A 21,984-nucleotide genomic window follows, 5' to 3' on the forward strand; every position below is an offset into this window, starting at 1 on the left:
GGAGCGCTGCGTGCCGGATCACCCTCCGGGCGTGAACAAGACGTCCGCCCAGTAGTTGTGGGAACTGACGGTGCCCGGATAGCCGGCGCCGTACACATAGACCCCGCCGACGGAAACGGTCGAAAGCGGTGCGGCGACGACCGCCTCGGCCAACGCGCCGAGGTCGGCGGCATACCGGCCGCGCGGGGTGGAATATGTGGCCCGGTACTCGACGGCGGGGGTGATCGGCACCGGGGCGGCGAAGTAGACCGTCTGCCATCCGCTCACGGTCTCGCCGATCGAGGTGGCGGAGGCGAGCTCGGTGCCGTCGGGAGCCCAGAGTCGCACGATGTGCGTGTTCGCGTCTCCGGTGGCCTTGTAGAAGCGGATCCCGCTCACGGTGCCGGCCTGGGTCGAGGTGAAGCGCATCCCCAACTGGATGAGGGTGGCGTCGTCGAAGTCGGTCCTGGCCGGCACGGCGGTGTCAGGGAAGAACGACATGGACGTCGGCTGGGCCCTGGTGGTGAAGCTCCAGTTGCCGCCCGCGGGGCTCTGCCCGCCGATCGAGACCGCGGCGCTGTACGTCGTGACCCACTGCAGCGGCTGATCGGGCACGAACGACACCGTCGAGCTCGCGGCATCCCATTCGCTGTGCCCGGCGACCGGGCCCGATGGCCCGGTGAGGGCGATGGTGGGTGTCGTGACAGGGGAGGCGGACAACTGGGCTGATATCCGCTCCCCCGTCCCGACGTCTGTGCGCCCCGCTGCGGGGCTGGTCGAGACGACGGTCACCGGGGCGACGGTGGCCGTCCGGAAGAGCACGTCGACGAAGTAGTTCGTCTGGTTCCACGTGAAGGTCGGCATCGCGCCGCCGGCGCCGTAGCGGTAGCGGCCGTTGCCGGCCGCCGGCGCCACAAGGGGGCCGGAGGATGCCGCGCCCTGGAAGTAGCCGCCGGTGGCCGCGTAGTGACCCTGCGGTGCCAGGTACGACACGACGTACTCTGCGCCGACCTGGAGCGGGATCGGCGTCTCGAGCAGGGCGGTCTGCCAGCCGGTCGCGGTCTCGTCGGTGAAGGTGACCGTGGCGAGACGGGTTCCGCTCGCGTTCCACAGCGAGCCGGTGTGCGTGCCGCCGTTGCCGGAGCCCTTGTAGAAGCGGATCGCCGTGACGCTTCCGGCGCTCGTGGCGGTGAAGGAGACGCCGAGCTCGACCGACGAGCCGTCGTCGATCGAGGTCGAGGCCGGTGTCGCATTGCCGAACAGCGAGTAGCTCGTCGTCGTTCCGCTGGAATCGGCCGTGGTGAACGACCAGGTGCGCGTCGCGAGGGCCGAGCCGGCGTCGGAGCGCACACCCGACAGTGAGACGGTCACTGTCGCGGCGTTCGGCAACGGCGCGGAAGGCGTGAACGTGATCGTCGTGCGGTCGGCCGAGAGCGCCGCCGATCCAGCGATCGGGCTGCCGGCGCTCGTCGCCGACATCGTGAAGCCGGGCGCGACGGGCACGGAGAGCTTCGCCGAGATCGTGCTGGCGCGGTCGACGTCGAGCGCGCCGGCGGCGGGCGTCGTCGCGACGAGGGCGATGGGGTCAGCGCCCTTCTCGAAGACGACGTCGACGAGGTAGTTGGTCGTGCTCGTGCTACCTGGGAATCCCGTGCCGTAGGTGTACGCACCGGCGTTCGCCGCGGCGCTGAGCGGGCCGTACGCGACACCTCCGCCGGCGAATGCTCCTGGCGTCGCCGAGTACTTTCCGACCGGGGCACGATAGGCGGCGACGTACTGCGTGCCGGCCTTCACGTTCACCGGCACGGCGAAAGTGACGGTCTGCCATCCGCTCGTGCTCTCGCCGGCGAAGGTCGCCGTGGCGAGTTCGGCTCCGGCGGCCGACCAGAGCGTGCCGATGTGCTGGCCGGTGTTGCCCGCCCCCTTGTAGAACGCGACGCCGGTGACGGTGCCGTCGACTGCCGGAGTGAACTTCACGCCGAGCGTGACCGCAGCGGAGTCCGCGACCTCGAGCACCGACGGGGTGGTCGAGTCGTTGAACAGGCGGCACGGGCAGACGCCGGCCGCCGGCGTGGGCTTGACCGTCGTGAACGTCCAGCGCGAGACCTCGGCCGGCGGCGTGGTCGCGCCGGACGCGGTCGCCTTGAGCACGACGGTGTAGCTCACGAAGCCGTTCAGCGGTGCCGTCGGGGTGAAGGTGGCGACCCGGGCAGCGGCGTCGTAGCCCGTCGTCCCGGCGACGGCGTTGCCGAGCTGGTCGGTCACCGTGAAGCCGACGGAACCGGCGACGACGGCCTTCAGGAACCTGGCACTCATCGCCGTGCCGAGGGGCACGCTCGTCGAGCCGGGCAGGGGCCAGAGGTTCGATGCGGCGAGCGGCGTCGAATCGGACGACTCGTAGATCGCGTCGACGAAGTAGTTGCTGCTCTCGAACGAGTTCGACGGATGCTCGCCCGGCGCACCGTAGACGGCGGCGGGCGGGGCGCCGAAGCCACCGTCGACGAGCAGCGGCTCATGGGCGATGCCGGACGCCCAGAAGGCGTTGGACTGCACCGAGTAGTGCCCGCGCGGCGCGGTGTACGACACGGTGTACCTGGTGCCCGCGATGACGGGCACCGAGGGTGAGAAGGTCGCCTTCTGCCAGCCCGACCCGGTCTCCCCGGTGAAGGTCACGGTGGCGAGCCGCTCGCCGAGCGGCGACCAGAGCGAACCGGCGTGCACGCCGGTGTTCGCGGCCGACTTGTAGAAGCGTACGCCGGAGATGTATCCGTCGTCGGTCGGTGTGAACCGCAGGCCGAGTTCGACGGCGGAGGCGTCGCCGGAGTCGACGACGACGGGCACCTGCGTGCCGAAGACCGAGTACGGTCCGACCACAGCGGTTGCGATCGTGGCCGCCTGGCCCGGCAGGTTGGCGCTGTCGTCGATCGCCCGCGCACGGATCTGGGCGGCGCCGCGGCCGTGCTGCACGTAGGTGTAGCTCCAGTTCGTCGTTCCGTTCGCGGGATGCCACGAGGTGCCGCCGTCGGTCGAGACCTCCACCCCGGCGACCCGTCCGCCGACGTCCGCGGCGGTGCCGGTGACGACGACGGTGGCACCGTTGGCGATCTGCGCCCCGGCGCCCGGCGCGGTGATGGCCGCGGTCGCGGGCGTCGTGTCGGTGCTCGCCGCGGCGGCCACGAGGCCGGACTGCAGGGTCGTCGGGAACGCGCGCATGTCGGCGAGCACATTGACCTGCGCCTGCTGCATGCGCTGGTCGGCGGGCGCACCAGCCCCGTCGTGCTCCTGGTCGAGGCCCCAGGCCCACTGGATCGACCCGGCGGAGAAGATGAGGGCGCCGCTCGGCGCACGGTACAGCGTGAGGTGGTGCGTGGTGGTGCCGGGCAGCACGGTGTTGCCGTAGTCCTGCAGGTACTGCGGAGTCGGCCCGGTCGTCGTCGAGAGCCGGATGAGCCCGGGCGGACGCGAGCCGTTGTCGAGGTCCTCGTTGGACTCGTACCCGATGGTGTGCGGGGCGAGGGCGGCGCTCGTTCCGTTCGCGAGGTTCGCGAGCGAGGTGCCGCGCCAGAGCCGGAGCTTGCCCTCCGCCGCCGACACCGTTACCGGGAGGTCGTTGTGGTTGGCCATGTAGAGCGTGCCGATGAGCGCGTTCTCGGGTCGGTTGGCCCCGGCCGAGGTCGGGGCGAACCGGGGGTCGCGCCACGTGCCGGTCCACTGGGTGGTGGGGTCGATCTTCTGGTTCGCCCAGGTCTCCTTGTAACTGACGAGAGTGCGATACGGCGTGGCGCTGGAATCGGCGGATGCGGCGTAGCGCGTGCGCCAGTACCCGTCGTTTCCGCCGAGGAACTGCAGGTTGACGCCGGCATCGCGGGCCGCCTCGATGTTCGCCCGCTGCGCGCCCGACCAGTATTCGTCGTGTCCGACCGAGAGGAAGACCTTGTGGTTGCGAAGCAGCGCGCCGTTGCGATCGCTGTCGACGCCGGCGAGGTAGGTCACGTCGTAGCCGTTGCGCTCGAGGAAGCGCACCTGCGCGTACTCGCTCGAGAAGTAGAAGTCTCGGCCGTTGTTGTCGTCCCTCGTCGCGAACGGCCGGTTGTAGCTCAACTTGTAGGCGCGCCCGTTCTGGCCGCCTGCGTAGAAGTTCGAGCCGCCGTAGCCGTTGTAGGCCTGCCAGGTCGGGTCGGCTGTCTGGAAGACGACGTCCGAATGGCTGGCGTCGTTGCGCACGATGAACGTGATGTGACTCTTCCCGCCCGTGTCGGCCCGGCTGAGCAACGCCACGTACACGCCCGAGACCGCATCGGCGGGCGCGTTCCACGATGCGGAGACCTTCCAGTTGCCGCAGTCGACGAGTTCGGTCGCGACGTCGGTGATGCATCCGGGCTGGGTCTGCGGCAGCGTGGCGCTCGGCGAGACTGTGGCGACCTTGCGGGCGCCGAGGCCCTGATACCAGCCGGTGCGGTAGATCGCGATGGAGTACGCGCGAGCGGTCGTCTTGACCTTGAGGTCAAGTCGGGCACCGGCGTTGACGCTGATGTCGGTCGCGAAACCCTGGATGTCATCGGAACCGGCGCCGTCGATGTCCCACTCGGATGGACTGGCGCCCGGCTTCGCGTTCTCACAGGCGACCGGGTTGGCGCAGGCGGCGAACGCGGCCTCCGGAAGGCCGATGAGGCCGGCCGCGATGAGACCGAGCACGGCGACCGAGGTGATCACGGCGGCGAGAACTCGAACCCTCGCAGTTCGAGGGCGGCAAGCTGGGGGCTGGGCTGGGTGGGACACGGGCAGGCCCTTGGAACGTGGGACTCGACGCCACGTCAAAGCAAAAGAGCAGTGCCTCGGCGCGCAATCAGGTGTGGGCGCAGGCCGTATCGGTCTGGGTGAAAACACGATCCGAACTCAACATTGAATTCTTCTCATGTTTCTCGGGGGTGAGACCAGTTGTACTCTCGTCGCCGGGCCGCCGCTGCCCCCACTTCGGATGACATCCGGTCGGAGCGTCGCCCGCCGACCGTCAGTCCGCCGCCGGATCCGGCGCGGCAATGATCTTCAACCGGTCGATGAGCTCGCCTGCGTGGTTCGTGCTCAGGATGACGCGGGTGAACTCGCCGGCCGCGAGCTCGAGCACGACCGCCGAGCGCTTGCCCTTCATGATCACGAAGTCGGTGCCGCCGTGGTACTTCCACACGCCGACGGCGACGACGAGCGGGATCTCGGTGCCGCGACGACGGATACCGCGGATCCAGATCCACGGGTCGTCGGTGATGGTCGCCGAGCGGATGTCGTCGCGCTGCACCACGAGGTCGTCGGAGCGAGCGCGTGACGCGCGCCGCCAAGGCGGCCGCCGCACCCGAGACAGCGGCGGCCGCCGATATCGAGGCGGACGCGGAGACCGAGGTGGGGTCGCCGACGCGACGACCGATGCCGCCCCGGAGACCGACCCCATGGCGACCGTGCCCGAGTCTCCGCAGGCTGAGCCGATGCTGCTTCGCCGAGACATGGGCTGACGACGTGGCCGAGAGCGGTGCTTCATCGGCTACTTCCTCGCCGACCGGTTGCGCCTGGCGGCCGAGATCGTGTGGACCGAGTACCGGCGCGAGACGGAGTCCGCTTTGGCTCGTGACGATCGTCCGCATGTAGGAGTGGATCGGCCCCGCCGACAGGCAAGTCGCGGGGCCAACTCGAACCGCCCTCGCCGCGCGGCCCTACGCCCGCGCGCTTCCAGGAAGGAGGGTACGGGCTTATCCCAAGACGCTTATAGGCGCTGTCGATCTCGTCGAGCGGGCCTGGACAAATGGCACGCCACCGGATTCGACATCACGAGGATCGACTCTCGTCGACGAGCTCGGCCGCGACTACGGCGAGATCCGCGCCTCGTCGACGACGGCCGTAGCTCCTTGCCAGTGGACGCCAGCGGCATCGGCGGCGGACTGATCGTGCACGAGGTGCCGGTCGGCGGCACAGGCGGCTACGCGGGCGAGTTCGGTCAGAACCGGCCCGGGGATCGCCGCCGCGAACGATCGGCTGGCCACATGGGGCGTGCTCGAAGACGAAGTCGATCGTGCTCGCCTGCTCGCCGCCGTCGGACCCGCAGCCGCCGATGAGCCGACGCTGCGCGCTGCACTGTCGGCCTCGGATTCACGCGAGGTCGCCGACGAGGTCGAGCGCCAGCGGAGGATCCTCGCCACAGCACTCGGTAACGTCATCAACGTCCTGAACCCATCCCTCGTGGTGCTCGGCGGATTCCGTGCAACCATCGCCGAGCGGGACCTCGCCGCATTCGAACTCGCCGTCGCCGCTCAGGCGCTCCCGCACGCGACCGAGGAGCTCTCGATCCGCGTCGCCTCGCTCGGCGAGGACCGACTGCTCATCGGCGCCGCCGAGATCGTACTCGCAGACCTCCTCGCCGACCCGCTCCGCGCGGCAGGCTGAGCGCCGAGCACGGTAGGAACCGTCCCGGAAGAGTCGACCCGCCTCAGTTCGTGGCGCGAACGAGAATGGCCGAATGAGGCGACAGTGGTTCCGACCCCTCGTCGCGGGAACGCGTCGAGCATGTAGTCACCGTCGAGGCGCTCTGGCAGGCGGCCCGCAAGGTCAACGCGGGATCTGCTGATGTCGTCACGGCCGAAGCAAGACTGCATGAGGGTGGGTCCATGTCAGACCGTCATCGTGGCGCACACGACAGTGATGACGGGCACGACATCACCGTTAAGGCGTCGCGGGCTTGCTCCCAGAGATGACGAGAATCCCGCCCAAACCGATCATCAGGGCGCCGCCCGTGGCTGACATGGCGGACATGCGCCGCGGCGAGCGACCGAACCAGTTGCGGGCGGCACTCGAGGCGACCACCCATATCGAGTCGCAGACAAGCCCGATCACCAGAACCACCACGCCGAACTCCACCAGCTGCAAGGGAACCGAGCCGGAGCGGACGTCGACGAACTGGGGCAGCACCGCGACAAAGAACGCTATCGTCTTCGGGTTCGTCAGACCGACAACAAACCCCTCCGTGACCTGTCGAAACGGAGCACGAGGAACGGCGCGCCCGGTTGTCGCTGCGGCGGCATCCTTCCGGTGGCGGATGGCGTGCACGCCCAGGTACGCAAGGTAGACGGCTCCAGCGATCTTCACGATGGTGAAGACGACGACCGACTGCGCGATCACCGCCCCAACACCCAATGCCACCGCGATCACGATCGGGATGCCGCCGAGGGCGATGCCCAAGATACTCAAGAAGCCACTGCGACGTCCGAGAGCGATGGAGCGCCCAATGGTGAACAGGACACTGGGTCCCGGGATGGCGATCAGGACGAACGCGGCGACGACAAATGCGAGCAGATTCTCGATTGGGGCCATCCGAGAAGCCTAGGACACGTCACCTTTTGGCTGAGTCAGGTCAAAGACCGACCCCCCGACCGATCGAGTAGCGGCGCTCAGAACCACTCTCCCAACGGCACCCGCAATGACCGACTCACGCAACGGGGCTACCCGATCGCGACGATGCCCACCAGACGCCCAATAGCGTCGGCGTCACCGATCCTCACGAAGCTCAGCTACCCGTCGAGTCGTAGCGCGAGGCGTACGGCGAGACGCCCGCTGGGCTCATCGAGGTCGATCGGCACGAGTTCACGTGCGCGCCGCAGACGCTGAAGCACCGTATTACGGTGCACGTGCAACAGTTCAGCGGTCTCGCTCGTGTTCGATTCGAGGTCGAGATACGTGCGCAACGTCCGCACCAGTTGCCCGCTCGTGTCCGCGGCGCGAAGCGGTGCAATCAGCGCAGTGACGACCTCCCGGGTCACGCCGTCGGGGATCCAGCTTTCGACGAGTCGATTCGCCGTCATGGCGTCCGAGCGCTGGACGACAGCACTCCCATGCTCCGCCTCGGCGAACGCGAGGGCATGCCGAGCCTCACCAAGGGACGCACCGAGCCCGGCTACACCCTCGCGGGCACCTCCGATGCCTGCGTAAAGGCGAAGACCGGGATATGTGCGCTCGACGCCGTTCAGCGCCGCCTTCAGCCGCGCCGCGATCTGTCCGATCGCGGCGCCGTCCTGGCTCGTGCCTGCAGTGACCCAGAACGCCAGGGTGCGGTCCAACCCGATCGGACGCATCTGGAAGGCGTGAGCGTGGAGCCCGTCGTCGAGGGCATGCGCGATGGTGGCGCGGGGTAGCGCCGAGACGGCGCTCTCGGCGCGGATCTGCACTGCGACGTGCCATCCGAAAAGCTGCCAGCCCCGTGCGGTGGCCTGTTCCACCTCCCCGAGCGTGATGTTGTCGCCTCGAGTGAGGAGATCACCAAGCAGAGCTCCGGCGTCGCGGTTCTCGCGCTCAAAGGCGAGTGACGTTTGGGCGAGATGTGCCGAGAGCGCGAAGGTTGCGATGCGGAGGGCCGTAAACACGTGGCTCAAGCGCGAATCGAGTCCCCGCGCGACGAGGGCGGCCAGCCAGAACCGTGGATGGTCGCCCACCAGTGGGAACGCCGGCGCAAGCAGGAGTCGCTGGCCGTTGCCGGCATCGAGTGATGTGTCAACGAGGTCACCCCGTCGCTCTGAGAGTGCGATGCGCTCGGCGATCGCGGTCCGCCCGCCCAAGGCGGGACCGGCGACCGAACGCCCATCCGCTCCGACCAAAGCGACCGGGACGTCGAGTGCGTTGGAGACTCGGGTTACGATCACGGCGAGGTCGGCAGCCGGCTGCTGCAATGTCTCGCTCAGAAGGCGGATGGCGCCGGCTCCCACGAGCTCAGGGTCGCGTACGAGCTGCTCGACGCGGGACTGCAACTCGCTCGGGTCGAGTTCGACCTCGCGCCATATCGCGATGCCGAACCGCACGGCCAGGCGCTCTGTCGAGAGCGGGATGCGGTCTGGGCCCGACTCCACGACGAGACAGCTGACTCGCACGGCGGCCGCGCGGCGCAGGATGAGGTCGAGGGCAACGTCGCCGCTACGTGCGACCTCCCGCGGGACGATCACCAGTGAGTTCGGTCGCTGGCGACCTGCGTCCTCGGTGTTCGCGATCGTCGCAACAGTTGTGACCACACGGTCGAGAGTCTCCTCTCCACCACACATACGCGCTCGGCTCGCCTCGTCGGCGAACGTTTGAACAACCGCTCGGACGGTGAGCACGGTCCACCTCCCTGTGCAGAGTGCTGATGATGCGGTCAACTATAGGCATACTGCCCCGTGACTCCAACGAGTCGGTCGGGGATCCTTGCTCGAAAGGAGATCCAGCATGCGATTCACTAGCTCTGACGTAGCGCCCATGGCGCTGGGAGCCGCGGTGCTCGGCGGCGGCGGCGGGGGCGAGCCGTACGTCGCGGAAGTCGCGCTTGCCGAGCTCATGCGCCGACACGGCCCGATAGATGTGGTGGCCGTCGACGAACTGGACGACGACGACAGGGTTGCACCGATCGCGCTGATCGGGTCACCGTTTGCCATCGGCGAGAAGCTGCTGAGCCTCGAAGCCATCGACTTGCTCGCATCGGAATCGCCCGCCCGCGGGCCGGCCCCGACCGCAGTCATGCCCTACGAAATGGCCGGCGTCAATGCGATCTACCCGCTTGCGGCCGCCGCGCACCTCGGTGTTCCCTGCGTCGATGCGGACTTCACCGGGCGCGGAGTGCCGGGACTGGACCTCACCGTGCTCGAACTCGATCATTCCCATCCTCGAACTCATCTGCTTTGCGATTCCCGCAGTCGCTGGGTGGAGCTCACGACCTCTGCAGGGTTCTCGACGGAGCAACTCATCCGGCCGGTTGTCGAGACCATGGGCTGGCTCGCCGCGCTCAGCACATCCACGCTCACACCCGAGTTCCTCGCAGCGCACACGCTCGACGGGACACTCAGCCGTTGCCTCGAGATCGGCACCGTGTTCGCGGAACTGTCGACGATGAATGCAGTGGGCGTGGATCAGGCGCTTCGTCGAATCGATGGGGTTCGCCTGGCAGAGGGGGTCGTCTCGCAGCGCGTTTCCCAAGCAGACACGACCGGGCAAAGGTCTTCGGTCACGATTGCGCCCGACACCGCGGGTGAAGCGCTGACCCGTATCGAACTGCGCAACGAGTTCCATGTCGTTGCGCGCGACGGAATCGTACTCGCGACCATCCCCGACATCATCGTGGTTCTTGCTCGCGAGACGTGGACGCCACTCTCGGTCGAAGACCTTGTTCCAGGTCGTGGAGTCACGGTGATCGCGCTCGCATCGCATCCGCGCTGGAGGACGCCCGACGGCGTTCGGCTTGCCGGCCCGCGAGCGCTCGGACACGGAATCGACTACGTCGACTTCGCCAAGCAGGTGGCGTCGTGACCACCGTGCCGCCGAATGGCGGCGGGCTGCGCCTCGGAATCATCACCGGGACTTCGCACGTCGAAGTTGCAGCAATCGACCGCGATGACGAGGTCGTCGCCGCCGGCCGTTGGGAACGCGAAGTCCTCATGGAAGACCAATCCGGCGACGGACTCGGGTGGAGCACATCGGTGGAACACGCGCTTGCATCGGTCGTCGACGCCACGGCATCGACGCGAATCCAGTCAATCGTGGTCGGCGGAACCCACCTGCGCGAGACGCTCGATAGCCGACGTCCGCTTGCGCGCGTGGGTGTACTGCGCCTCGGAGCGCCTGCGACGACGGCCGCGCCACCATTCGCGGGCTGGCCCGACTCACTCGTGCGCCGCATCGGCGGCCCGCGAACGATTGTCGCCGGAGGGGCGGACCTCGACGGCAGCGACCTCGCCCAACTTGACGAAGCGGCAGTGATCCGGTTCGCGAAGTCGTGCGACGGCGCGATCGACGCCATTGCGATCTCCGGCGTGTTCTCGCCCGTTGCTGCCGCGGGCGAGCTTCGAGCCGCGGATCTCGTCGCTGATGTGCTCGGCCCGGCCGTGCCCGTCACAGTCAGCCACAGCATCGGCGGCTTCGGCCTTCTTGATCGAGAGAACGCCGGCATCCTCAATGCCGCCCTCATCCCGGCAGGAGAGCAGATGGTCGCGAGCACACGTGCAGTGCTCACGCGGCTCGGGATCGATGCCGAGCTCTTCTTCGTGCAGAACGATGGGACCCTCCAGGTAGCCGCCGCTGCGACCTCAACGCCGATCCGATTTCTCGATGGCAGCCTCGCTGCGACGATCCGCGGTGCAGGGTGGCTCGCGGCAACATCTGATGCTGTCGTCGTTGCCCTGGAGTCGGCCTCCACGCGAGCGGGAGTGCTGCGCGAGCGCTCGGTCGCACTCGAAATCGGACCGTCGATCACCGCCGGGGTTCGAATGAATGTCGAGTTGCCGCTCGGATACGCTCTCGACGCTGGCAGCGTTGCCGAAGCCGTCGAACTCATGAGTCGACACGCACCGCAGGTGCCGACGATCATCGTCGGGGACGGGGCCGTCCCCTCGGCCGGCCTCGGTCGCGTTCCTCGATACGCCGAGATCGCCGGTGCGGTCGGCGCGGCCCTCGCGCCGGTGAGCGCCGTGGCGTGGGAAGTCGTGATGGCGGGCAGTGATGAGGCCTCCCGTATCCGCGACGCCCGCCAGCGTGCTGTCGACCTGGCGATCCTCGCCGGCGCCGACCCATCGACGTCGGAGGTCGTCGCCGTTGGCGAGACCGACCTCAGCCAGATGCTCGGCGGCGCGAGGCGCCTCCGATTTCGTGCCGAGGGGCGACCGTTCACCCCGACTACAGAACCGCACCACACCGAGCGCGCCGAAGCGCACCACCAGGAGAGACAAGAGAGCAGGGAATCACCATGAGGAAGACATCCTTTGCCAGCGTCGCCGCCCTCGCGGCAATTGCATCACTCGCCCTGTCGGGCTGCACAGCTGAGTCCGAGCCGGCCGCCGAGGGAGGCGATGAGCCCTACACCGTTTGGTACGCCGACGTGATGGACGCGAACCCCATTGCCAACGCGATCACCCAGGGATTCAACGAGGTGCTCACCGAAAATGGAGTAGATGTCGTGCGGTCGCTCGCCGTCGACCCTACGACTGGCAACATCGACCTCGCCGTCCAGTCCCAGGCGCTCACTCGAGCGGTGTCGGCGAACCCCGACGCCATCGCGTACTTCGTGCTCGACCCGACCGCGTCCCGACCGCAGATCGAGCAGGCGAAAGAGGCCGGCATCCCCGTGTTCGCGGCGTTCGGCAAGCCCGACTTCGAGGTCAACGGGTACATCTCGCTCGCCGACGAGGCTCAGGGCTACGCCGCAGCGAAGTACCTGGCCGACAATCTGCCCGAGGGCGCGAAGGTCGCGGTGATCGGCGGCCCGGCGACACCGAACGTGCTTGCCGAGGAGGCTGGCGCGATGAAGGCGCTTGAGGAGGCCGGAGTCGAGATCGTCGGCGACGTCGAGCAGCAGCGCAACCTCGCCGACAACGCCGCCGGGGGGAAGGAAGTGATGCAGGGCATCCTCTCGCGATTCCCCGATGTGCAGGGCGTCTTCTCGTACAACGACGATTCCGCCCTCGGCGCGATCGCGGCGGCCAAGCAGGCCGGTGCCGACGTCGCGTTCACAAGCCGCAATGGCACCGCTGACGCCGTCGGTGCGGTGCAGGCAGGAGACCTGCTGGCGACGTGCGATCTGCAACCGCTCGAGGTCGGTCGGGCGCTCGGACGTGCCGTGCTCGCCCAGCTGACTGGCGAACGCGACTACCAGGGCACCGAGGAGATCGAGGGCCCGACGAGCGACGCCTGTCTTGTCACCGCTGAGAACGCCGCCGACTGGAAATCGCCCGAAGACCAGATCGACTTCGTCGACATCACCCTCGGCTGACGCATGAGCACCCTCATCGGATTGCGCGATGTCTCGGTCGACTACTCGGGGAACCGTGCACTCGACTCTGTGACTCTCGACGTACACGCCGGCGACGCTCTCGCCGTCGTGGGGGCGAACGGCTCGGGCAAGACGACTCTGCTCAACGTGCTCACAGGTCAGCGGCTGCCCAGCGACGGTGCAGTCATCGGTCCCGAGGGTGAGCTGCGGCTCGTCTGTCCGGCCGACGCACTCGCCCTGGGCATCGTGCTCGTGCCGCAGGAACCGCAGATGGCACCGACACTGCCGGCGTGGGAGAACCTCCTACTCGGGGCCCGCTCGCTCACCGCCTCAGCGCCGAACCGAGCCGATCGTGATGCGGCCCGACGCAGAGTGCGTGCAGTATTGCCTCACATCGACCCCGACACGGTGGCCGGAGACCTTCGCAAGGCTGATCGGGCCGTGTTGGGCCTCGAGCGTGGAATGCTGGCCTTGCCGCGGATCCTCGCGCTCGACGAACCCACCGCCGTACTCGGTGAGCAGGGCGTCGATCTCGTCGAACAGGCCACGAAGGCGATCACGGATACCGGGGGCGCGGTGGTGCTCGTCAGCCATCGTCTGCGCGACATCGTGAGGTTGGCAACTCGGGTGGCGGTGCTCGTCGATGGCCGGCTCGTGCTCGATCGCCCGGTCGCCGAAGTCTCGGTGGAGAAGATCGTCGACACGCTGGCGGCCGGTCGTGGAGTTGAGGTCGCACGAAGCAGGGGGCAGCGTGCGCGCCCCTCGAGACAATCAGTCTCACCTGTGCTGGAAGTGACGACGGATCGCGAACGATCCGGTCTCGAGTTCGAAGGGCTCGCCGTGCACGCGGGCGAGATCGTCGGCATCGCCGGTATGGCCGGCAGCGGTCGTAGCCGACTCTGCAAGCTCGTCGCAGGCGTAGCTGGCGACACCGACGGCGTCCGGTACGAGGGCGCGGCGGTACCCCGCACGGCTCGTAGCGCGCGTCGCGCTGGGATCGCCTACATCCCCGAGGATCGCCTGCGCGAAGGCGTGTTTCCATCACTCTCGGTCGCGAGCAATATCGAGATCGGGGACCTTGTGCGCCGCGGACTCGCCGCGATCGTACCGTTCAAGCCGGCCGCCTCCGCGACGGCGCGCGTCATCGAGCGGTTCGGGATCCGCACACCTTCCCAATCGGCGGACATCACGGCACTCAGCGGGGGCAACGCGCAACGTGTCGTCGTGGCGCGAGAACTCATGAACGAACCGCGGCTCCTCATCGCCGACGAGCCGACACAGGGAGTCGATCGGACTGGGCGGGCGGCGATCCACGACCTCCTCCGCGACTTCGCAGAGCGCGGGGGCGCCGTCTTGCTTGTGAGCTCCGAATTCGAGGAACTGCAGGAATTGGCCGACCGGCTGTACGTGATGGCCGACGGCCGCATCGTCAGCGCGGAACCCGTGACCACCCCCTACTCGCGGCTCGTCGCCCTCGCCACCGGCGTCGACGAGTCGGCCTCCATCTGAAAGGTGCGGACCATGACACAAGAGACCCAGATCCGCGAACCGGCGCGTCGCGCCGAGGCGCGCGGCTACCTGCGCGATCATGCCACCGACCTCGTTCTGCCGATCGCCCTGGTCGTGCTCATCGTCGTGGGATTGACCCTGTTCCCGAGTTTCCGATCGGTCGGCAACTTCGTGAACATCCTGACCTTCTCCTCGATCCTCCTCATCGTGGCAATCGGCGAGACGTTCGTCGTGATCGGACGAGGTGCCGACCTCTCCGTCGGGTCCATGGTCGGCTTCTCGGGTGCGATCCTCGCGATCCTCGTGATCGACGGCTGGCCACCCGTGCTCGCGGCGGCGACTGCGCTCATGTTCGGCGTCGGCATCGGCATCGCGCAAGGACTGCTGATCGCGAAGCTCCGGATCTCCTTCCTCATCGTGACGCTCGGCACATTCGCGATCCTGCGAAGCCAGGTGCAGGTGCTCCTGCAGGGCCAGAGCAAGACAGTGTCGGTACCGTTCCTCGAAACGCTGGCGACCGGGCGCGTCGGGCCGATTCCGATCATCGTGATCGTCGCGGTGCTCGCATACCTCCTTGCGACCTGGGTGCTTCGCGGCACCGGGTTCGGGCGGGCGCTGTACGCCGTCGGCTCGAGTCCTGAAGCCGCCCGCCTCGCAGGCATCCCGGCCGCCAAGGTCACCATCATCGCATTCGCGATCAGTGCTCTCGCCGCTTCCTTCGCCGGCCTGTTGACGGTCGGATCGCTCGGCTCGGCGCAGACGACCGCGGGCACCGGCATGGAGATGACCGCGCTCTCGGCCGTGCTGCTCGGCGGAACCCGGTTCTCCGGCGGATACGGAAGTGCGACGCGCACGCTCTTCGGTGTCCTCTTCCTCGGTGTGCTCAACAGCATCCTCTACGCCGCGGGCGTCAGCTCGTTCTGGCAGGGCACGGCATCGGGACTCGTCCTCATCGCCGCCGTCGCCCTCGATCGAACGCGCAAGGACTGACCGCTGCGCACGGTCGTCCACTCCACACCACACTCGAATCAAAGGAGAACACCATGCCACTGCGCATCGGAATCGATGTCGGCGGAACGAACACCGACGCCGTTGTGCTCAACGGACGTCACGTCGTCGCCGCGACCAAGGCGACCACTACACCGGATGTCACCGGCGGCATCCTTCGTGCACTGACCGACGTGCTGCCGGGCATCGATGTCGCCGAGATCTCGTCGGTCTTCATCGGCACCACGCACTTCATCAATGCGATCGCCCAGGCCCGCGATCTGGAGCCCGTTGCAGCCGTCCGGCTCGCGACGCCGCCGCAGTCGCTCCTCCCGATGATCGATTGGCCCGAGCGTCTGCTCGGAGTCGTCGGCGACCATTTCTACGTCGTAGCCGGTGGTGCGCAGTTCGACGGCAGCCTGTTGAATGAGCTCGACGAGGACGGGCTCCGAGGTGTCGCGGCGACGATCGCGGCCGCAGGCGTGCGGCAGGTCGCCCTCAGCTCGGTCTTCTCCTCGGTCAACCCCGAGCCCGAGATCCGCGCTGCCGAGATCCTCCGCGAGGAGCTGCCCGGCGCGAGGATCACCCGCTCCGCGCTCGTCGGCCGCGTTGGACTCCTCGAGCGTGAGAACGCGACCATCCTCAACGCCTCGCTGCTCGGGCTCGCCGAGCGCGTCATTGATGGACTAGAACGGGTGGTCGAGAGCCTCGGAATCCGTGCGCCGATCCTCCTCTCGCAGAACGATGGCACCGTCATGACGCTCGATCGCGCCCGCGAGTTCCCGATCTTCACGATCGCCTCGGGTCCGACTAACTCGATGCGCGGTGCAGCTCTCCTGTCGGGGTACGATCACGGTGTCGTGGTCGACGTCGGCGGAACGACGTCGGACATCGGAATGCTTCAGCACGGATTTCCGAGGGAATCCACAGTGGCGATGAGTCTCGCGGGAATCCGCAGCAACTTCCGCATTCCCGACGTGCTCTCGCTCGCCCTCGGTGGCGGCACCGTCATCGGCGATGGCGGAGGGCGGGTCGGACCCGAGAGCGTTGGATACCGCATCGCTGCGGAGGCGCTCGTCTTCGGCGGTGGCACGATGACGTTCACCGACATCGCCGTCGCCGGCGGAGCCGCGCCGATCGGCGACGCCAACGGCGTGGCAGGCCTACCGAACGACCTGGTGACCCGTGCCCTCGGGGTGGCGGGCGAGCGGCTCGTGGCGGCGATCGAACGAGCGAAGCTGACCTCCGGGGACGTTCCGGTCATCGCCGTCGGGGGCGGTGCTGCGCTGTTGGCCGCGGTACCGGGCCTTGACGGGATCATCATCCCCGACCACGCCGGGGTCGCCAACGCGGTGGGTGCCGCCTTCGCGGAGGCCGGCGGCGAGATCGACCGTGTCTACAAGCTCAGTGGCCGGACCCGAGCGGAGGTGCTCGAGTCCGCCATGGCCGAGGCCCGAGGGCTTGCGATCGGGGCCGGTGCCGACCCATCCGACGTCCGCATCATCGACGCCGAGGACATACCTCTCACCCACCTGCCCGGCGGTCTCGCCGTGCACGTGCGCGTGAAGGCAGTCGGTCCATTCCTCAGCCCCGTTGCGATTCTGGAAGGAATCTGATCATGTTGCTCATCGACGAGGCTGCACTCGACGACATCACCCTCGGCTCGACGGTCCTCGGAGCCGGCGGCGGCGGCGACCCGTATGTGGGCATGCTGCTCGCGCGCGACGCGATCCGCCGCTTCGGCCCGGTACCGCTGGTGCCGCTCGACGAGATCGCCGACGACGCGAACATCGTCTTCATCGCCGGTATGGGCGCACCAGGTGTGCTCATCGAGAAGCTCCCCCGTGCCGCTGAGTACGAGCGGGTGCTGCGGGAGCTCGAACGGTTCACCGGTATCACCTTCGACTACGTCTGTCCTGCCGAGGCGGGCGGACTGAACGCCGTGACGCCGTTCGCGACCGCCGCCGCGGCGGGGGTGCCGGTGGTCGATGCTGATGGCATGGGTCGTGCCTTTCCTCACCTCGAGATGGTCACGCCGACGCTTTACGGCGGCAGTGCGACGCCGATGGTGATGGTCGACGAGCACGGGAACAACATGTACCTCACCACGGAGGCGAATCCGTGGGCGGAATCGTACGCGCGAGCAGCTGCGGTGGCGAGCGGCGCAAACACGGCGATGGCCCTGTACCCGATGACCGGTGCTCAGGCGAAGGAACGCCTCGTGCGCGGCGCCCTGACCGTCGCGGCTGAGATCGGGAGAACCATCAAGCAGGCGCGCGTCGACCATGTCTCTCCCGTCGATGCTGTACTCGAGAACCAAAATGGCGTCCTGCTGTTCCGCGGCAAGGTCGAACAGGTCGAGCGCCGCAACGAGGGCGGCTGGACCATCGGCACCGCGAATCTCAGCGGCCTCGACGAAGATCGTGGACTCTCGTTCGTGCTGCACTTCCAGAACGAGAATCTGGTGGCGGAGCGCGACGGCGCCATCGTCGCGACGACCCCTGACCTCATCATGGCGATGGAGCTCGATTCCGGCCAGCCAATCCCCGCTGAGGAGATCCGATACGGCTACCGCGTCGCGGTGATCGGGTTGCCGAGCGACCCGCACTGGAGAACGCCCGCCGGCATCGATCTCTCGGGCCCGCGGCGCTTCGGCTACGACTGGGACTTCGTGCCGGTGGAGGGGTTCCGCCGGTGAGTCGCCTGGTTTTGCACGGCGGCACCGTATTCGACGGCACGGGTACCGAACCCCGTGCGGTCGACGTCGCGATCGAAGCCGGGCGGATCGCCGCCGTCGGCGACGCACTCTCGGGCGATGCACGCATCGACGTCACGGGCATGCTCGTGGCTCCGGGCCTCATCGACTGCCATGTCCACGCGCAGTTCGACGGCATGGACGTGGTGAAGGCGGCATCCCAACCATTCTCGATGCAGTTTTTCGAAGCCGCGCGCAATCTTTCAACGATGCTCTATTCCGGGGTGACGACGGCGCGTGACGGCGGCGGCATCGATCTGGGTGTGAAGACAGCAGTCGAAGCCGGGCTCGTGCGTGGCCCGCGACTCGTGATCGCGATCACGGTACTCAGCCAAACGGGCGGGCACGTGGACGGCTGGAACGTGCATGGCGATGTGCAACGGTTGCTCGTGCCTCATCCGGGGCGCCCCGACACGGTGGTCGATGGCGTCGACGCCATGAGGAAACGTGTGCGGGAGATCATCCGGGCTGGCGCTGACACCATCAAGGTCTGCGCGTCGGGCGGGGTGATGTCGCCGCGCGACGATCCGCAGCATCCGCAGTTCTCGCTCGAGGAACTCGAGGTCTGCGTGCAGGAAGCTCGCGCGGCCGGCCTCGATGTGATGGCTCATGCGCACGGAGCGGCGGGCGTGAAGCAGGCGTTGCGCGCCGGCGTGCGCTCGATCGAGCACGGCGTCTACCTCGACGACGATGCGATCGAGCTGTTCCTCGAGACCGAAGCCTGGCTCGTGCCGACGCTCCTCGCACCGATCGCCCTCGTCGAAGCCATCGATGCCGGAATGAGCGTGACGCCGGACATGGAACGGAAGGCGCGTGGGATCGCTGGGGCGCACCTTGCCTCGGTGGCTCGCGCCCATGCGGCCGGCGTGCGGATCGCGATGGGCACTGACAGCGGAGTGTTCGCGCACGGCCACTCAGCGAAAGAGCTTCACTGGCTCGTTCGCGCCGGCCTCAGCCCGCAGGAGGCCTTGGTTGCCGCGACCTCATCGGCCGCTGAGCTGCTCCGGGTCGATGGGGAGATCGGCACAGTCGGCGAGGGCAAGGCGGCCGATCTGATCGTCCTCGGCGCGGATGCGTGGAACTTCGAGCGATTCTCCGAGAACCTCCGCCTCGTGATCCATGACGGGGTCATCGTGTCGGATCGACGCCCACTCGAAGAGCGAGTGGGACACCATCAACGCGCATATCCAGGCTCATTCCTACAATCGCATGTCAGCGACGGCGCCCGCGACAGCGGGTTCTGAGTTTGGCCCGGATCGAAAGCACAGAACGAGAGCCGCACAGCGCGCACGGTCGTGACGAAGGGGCGCAGGGGCGCAGGGCGCGCAGGGTCGAAGCTTCAAGGCCTCGAGAAGTTGCCGAGTCGAAGCAACTCCGGGACAACCGACCTCCGCATGGTGAACGTGCTCGATCGGGACGACTTCACACTCATCGCAGCAAGGCAGTGCAAATCTCCGCGTCCCAACGGGCCTCCGCGCCCGTCCATATCTCGTAAGCAACATTCGGACGGAGGGAGCAAAGCATGTTGGACTTGAACTTGTGGGCGGTACTCCTGGCTGCGGCGTCGACGCTACTCGTAGGATCGGTCTGGTACGCGCCGAAGGTCTTCGGCACTCGATGGGCCCTTCTTGCGAAGGTCGATCTTGAAAACCCATCGAACGCGACCGGAGCGATTCTCGCAACGACAGTAGTGAGCTTCGTAACTGCCATCGTCCTCGCGCTTGCAACCCACACCGCGTGGCTCGCGTTCGATGTCAGCTACTTGGAAGCAGCTCTGGCAACAGCCGTTCTGATGTGGGCCGGATTCACGGCGGCACGATTCGTGACCCATGATGCATTCGAAGGCCGGCCGGTAGCGCTCACATTCTTGAACGTCACCCACGAGCTCGTCACCGACGCGCAAGACATCACCGACCTGCTCGACTCCACCGCGGGCTTCTCTGGCGACCGCACCTTCGCCTACTCCACCACCCGGCACTTCAGCCGCAGCGGCGCCGACCTCATCCTCTGAGGCAGCGCGATGACAGAGCAGACACGACGGATGTCTCGGGCGCGGTGCATGCCGCGGATGCGACGGGCGCGATGAGCACGACACGAGTACAACGCGCCCTCGACGACGAACTCGCCAGCCTCGGTATCGGGCTCTTGATCGGCGCGGCCTGCCTCGCGCTCCTGCTCCGCGCCGCGGGCGCGGTCGCGGCGTGGGCGACCGGACTCCCCCAGCCGGCGCGCGGGCCGGAAGCCGGACTTGCCGTGCTCCTCCGGCCCGGGCGATCCCACTGCCGTGCTGGACGCGCCCGGCCTGCACCCGTCGCATTCTGGATCGCCGCCACCGTCCTGATCGGCACGGCCATCGCGGCAACCGTGTGGTCATGGCGGATGCTGCGCACCGCCGGCCGAACCACGAAGACCGACCCCCACCACATCCCAGGCATCGCCACCCGCGCCGACGTCAGCCACGCGGCATCCCGCAGCGCCCTCATGAAACGCGCCGCCCACTTGCGACCCTCACTGACTGATGCGAAGCCGACCGACGTTGGATACGTCCTCGGTCGCTCCTGCGGCACGGATGTTTGGGCGAGCATCGAGGACTCGATGCTCATCATTGGGCCGCCTCGCTCCGGCAAGGGCGTGCACATCGTGATCAACGCGATCCTCGATGCCCCCGGCCCTGTGGTCACCACTTCGACCAGGCCCGACAACCTCACAGCCACGCTCCGCGCCCGCAGGCGTATCGGCCCCGTGGCGGTGTTCGACCCACAGCAGCTCGCTGCCGGAGTGCCCGCTGGCCTGCGCTGGTCACCGATCCGTGGCTGCGAGGACCCGCTCACTGCGATGATCCGCGCCACCGGACTCGCCGCTGGTGGGGTCGACGGCGGCGGCTTCTGGGAAGCCAAGACCCGCACCGCACTCCAAACCCTCCTCCACGCCGCAGCACTCGACCACCGCCCACCCGCCGAGCTCTACCGTTGGACCCTCGACCCCGCCGCAGCCCACGACGCCGTCGCGATCCTTCTCGGCAACCCCGCCGCCGCCACCAGGTGGGGCGACTCGCTCCAGGCCATACTCGAAGCCGACCCCCGCACCCGCGACTCGATCTGGCAGGGCGTGTCCCTCTCCCTCGGCGCCCTCGCCGACCCCCGCGTACTCGACGCCGTCTCCCCCGGCGACGGCGAGGGGTTCGACCCCGAAGCGTTCCTTCGCAGCAACGGCGCCCCTTACCTGCCCGCGACCGGCGCCGGAGCGAACAACTCCGCCGCTCTCGTTGCCGCGTTCGTCGAAGACCTCAATGAGACCGCCTTCGTCGTCCGAGGCGATTCGTTGTGGATCGCTGTGGAACGGGGCGGAAATCCAAAAAGGCCCCAAAAAGGCCCCAGAAGCCCTGTTTCAAAGAAAAGAACCCCTGAGAACTTGACGTTCATCAAGGGCTTTGGTGGATCTGAGGGGACTCGAACCCCTGACCCCCTGCATGCCATGCAGGTGCGCTACCAGCTGCGCCACAGACCCGTTCTGCCTCGCTTGAGGCAACGAATTGAGCTTACACCAGCCTCCGCCCGCAGACGAAATCGAGGGACTCTCGACCGGTGAAGCCCGCTTCGATCAGCTGCTCGCAGCGAGCAACGGCGCCACGGGAAGCGCCGGGCAGTCGGCCCAGAGACGCTCGAGGCCGTAGTAGAGCCGCTCCTCCTGGTGGAAGACGTGCACGACGAGATCGCCGAAGTCGAGCAGGATCCAGCGCCCGACCTGGTGGCCCTCGCGGCGCCTGGTCGGCGTACCGGCACGGCCGAGCACGTCTTCGATCTCGTCGGCGATCGCCATGACGTTGCGCTCGGAGTTGCCGGTCACGATGAGGAACACGTCGGCGAACGGGAGCTGGCGCGACACGTCGAGCGCGACGAGGTCGTCGCCGCCCTTCGAGTCGGCCGCACGCGCTGCCAGCGCGAGCGTTTCGAGGGCCTGGTCGGATGCAGTCATGCGCTCACTTCCGGTGCGT

At 67.8% G+C, this 21,984-nt stretch carries 15 protein-coding genes and 1 tRNA gene; 10 read left to right on the forward strand and 6 right to left on the reverse strand.

The window, feature by feature from the left end:
- Positions 1 to 18: 18 nt before the first annotated feature.
- Positions 19 to 4,692: a DUF4082 domain-containing protein gene (locus ASE14_RS02965; protein WP_200953252.1), complete on the reverse strand. Its 4,674-nt coding sequence runs from the start codon at positions 4,690 to 4,692 to the stop codon at positions 19 to 21.
- 298 nt (positions 4,693 to 4,990) lie between these two features.
- Positions 4,991 to 5,275 (reverse strand): hypothetical protein, encoded by a 285-nt coding sequence (locus tag ASE14_RS02970; RefSeq protein ID WP_056650511.1) that lies wholly within the window; start codon positions 5,273 to 5,275, stop codon positions 4,991 to 4,993.
- Between the two features lie 740 nt (positions 5,276 to 6,015).
- On the opposite strand from ASE14_RS02970, the gene ASE14_RS21085 reads away from it, so the two are divergent.
- Entirely contained in the window at positions 6,016 to 6,408 is a 393-nt protein-coding gene (locus tag ASE14_RS21085) for an ROK family protein (RefSeq protein ID WP_056650514.1), read from the forward strand.
- 276 nt (positions 6,409 to 6,684) lie between these two features.
- Here ASE14_RS21085 and ASE14_RS02980 read toward each other — a convergent pair whose 3' ends face one another.
- Complete coding sequence (locus tag ASE14_RS02980) at positions 6,685 to 7,332, reverse strand: LysE family translocator (RefSeq protein ID WP_056650517.1); 648 nt, start codon at positions 7,330 to 7,332, stop codon at positions 6,685 to 6,687.
- A gap of 197 nt (positions 7,333 to 7,529) precedes the next feature.
- Positions 7,530 to 9,104: a CdaR family transcriptional regulator gene (locus tag ASE14_RS02985; protein WP_157372756.1), complete on the reverse strand. Its 1,575-nt coding sequence runs from the start codon at positions 9,102 to 9,104 to the stop codon at positions 7,530 to 7,532.
- Between the two features lie 136 nt (positions 9,105 to 9,240).
- Here ASE14_RS02985 and ASE14_RS02990 point away from each other — a divergent pair, with 136 nt between their 5' ends.
- From ASE14_RS02990 to ASE14_RS03030, 9 genes are all read left to right on the forward strand, one after another.
- Complete coding sequence (locus ASE14_RS02990) at positions 9,241 to 10,284, forward strand: DUF917 domain-containing protein (protein WP_056650521.1); 1,044 nt, start codon at positions 9,241 to 9,243, stop codon at positions 10,282 to 10,284.
- Positions 10,281 to 11,720: a hydantoinase/oxoprolinase N-terminal domain-containing protein gene (locus ASE14_RS02995; RefSeq protein ID WP_056650522.1), complete on the forward strand. Its 1,440-nt coding sequence runs from the start codon at positions 10,281 to 10,283 to the stop codon at positions 11,718 to 11,720. The genes ASE14_RS02990 and ASE14_RS02995 overlap by 4 nt, the downstream gene beginning before the upstream one ends.
- Positions 11,717 to 12,739, forward strand: a complete 1,023-nt coding sequence (locus tag ASE14_RS03000) for a sugar ABC transporter substrate-binding protein (protein ID WP_082600012.1) — start codon at positions 11,717 to 11,719, stop codon at positions 12,737 to 12,739. Before ASE14_RS02995 ends, ASE14_RS03000 begins: the two co-directional genes overlap by 4 nt.
- Before the next feature lie 3 nt (positions 12,740 to 12,742).
- The gene (locus ASE14_RS03005) at positions 12,743 to 14,248 is read left to right on the forward strand and encodes an ATP-binding cassette domain-containing protein (protein WP_056650527.1); all 1,506 of its coding nucleotides are present in this window, start codon (positions 12,743 to 12,745) and stop codon (positions 14,246 to 14,248) included.
- Positions 14,249 to 14,260: 12 nt separating this feature from the next.
- On the forward strand, positions 14,261 to 15,238 hold the full coding sequence (locus tag ASE14_RS03010) for an ABC transporter permease (protein WP_056650531.1): 978 nt from the start codon (positions 14,261 to 14,263) through the stop codon (positions 15,236 to 15,238).
- Positions 15,239 to 15,291: 53 nt separating this feature from the next.
- Positions 15,292 to 16,851: a hydantoinase/oxoprolinase family protein gene (locus tag ASE14_RS03015; RefSeq protein WP_235511064.1), complete on the forward strand. Its 1,560-nt coding sequence runs from the start codon at positions 15,292 to 15,294 to the stop codon at positions 16,849 to 16,851.
- A gap of 2 nt (positions 16,852 to 16,853) precedes the next feature.
- Positions 16,854 to 17,933, forward strand: coding sequence for a DUF917 domain-containing protein (locus tag ASE14_RS03020; RefSeq protein WP_056650534.1), 1,080 nt, complete (start codon positions 16,854 to 16,856; stop codon positions 17,931 to 17,933).
- 11 nt (positions 17,934 to 17,944) lie between these two features.
- Positions 17,945 to 19,234 carry an amidohydrolase family protein gene (locus ASE14_RS03025; RefSeq protein ID WP_235511065.1) on the forward strand — a complete coding sequence of 430 codons (1,290 nt, stop codon included), beginning with the start codon at positions 17,945 to 17,947 and terminating at the stop codon, positions 19,232 to 19,234.
- Between the two features lie 278 nt (positions 19,235 to 19,512).
- A complete protein-coding gene (locus tag ASE14_RS03030; RefSeq protein ID WP_082600016.1) occupies positions 19,513 to 20,001 on the forward strand; it encodes a DUF1761 domain-containing protein in 489 nt (162 codons plus the stop codon).
- A 1,420-nt stretch (positions 20,002 to 21,421) separates the two neighbouring features.
- Here ASE14_RS03030 and ASE14_RS03040 read toward each other — a convergent pair.
- Positions 21,422 to 21,497: transfer RNA gene (locus tag ASE14_RS03040), tRNA-Ala, on the reverse strand.
- Positions 21,498 to 21,590: 93 nt separating this feature from the next.
- Positions 21,591 to 21,965 (reverse strand): ribosome silencing factor, encoded by a 375-nt coding sequence (rsfS, locus tag ASE14_RS03045; RefSeq protein ID WP_056650539.1) that lies wholly within the window; start codon positions 21,963 to 21,965, stop codon positions 21,591 to 21,593.
- Between the last annotated feature and the right edge of the window lie 19 nt (positions 21,966 to 21,984).

This window comes from Agromyces sp. Root81 (genome assembly GCF_001429165.1).
GTDB lineage: Bacteria > Actinomycetota > Actinomycetes > Actinomycetales > Microbacteriaceae > Agromyces.

Excerpts from the sequence above, each read along its gene's own strand:
- ASE14_RS02980 (WP_056650517.1), bottom strand. The coding sequence starts at position 7,332 with ATGGCCCCAATCGAGAATCTGCTCGCATTTGTCGTCGCCGCGTTCGTC.
- ASE14_RS02990 (WP_056650521.1), top strand. The coding sequence starts at position 9,241 with ATGGCGCTGGGAGCCGCGGTGCTCGGCGGCGGCGGCGGGGGCGAGCCG.
- ASE14_RS03000 (WP_082600012.1), top strand. The coding sequence starts at position 11,717 with ATGAGGAAGACATCCTTTGCCAGCGTCGCCGCCCTCGCGGCAATTGCA.
- ASE14_RS03005 (WP_056650527.1), top strand. The coding sequence starts at position 12,743 with ATGAGCACCCTCATCGGATTGCGCGATGTCTCGGTCGACTACTCGGGG.
- ASE14_RS03010 (WP_056650531.1), top strand. The coding sequence starts at position 14,261 with ATGACACAAGAGACCCAGATCCGCGAACCGGCGCGTCGCGCCGAGGCG.
- ASE14_RS03015 (WP_235511064.1), top strand. The coding sequence starts at position 15,292 with ATGCCACTGCGCATCGGAATCGATGTCGGCGGAACGAACACCGACGCC.
- ASE14_RS03020 (WP_056650534.1), top strand. The coding sequence starts at position 16,854 with ATGTTGCTCATCGACGAGGCTGCACTCGACGACATCACCCTCGGCTCG.
- ASE14_RS03030 (WP_082600016.1), top strand. The coding sequence starts at position 19,513 with ATGTTGGACTTGAACTTGTGGGCGGTACTCCTGGCTGCGGCGTCGACG.
- rsfS (WP_056650539.1), bottom strand. The coding sequence starts at position 21,965 with ATGACTGCATCCGACCAGGCCCTCGAAACGCTCGCGCTGGCAGCGCGT.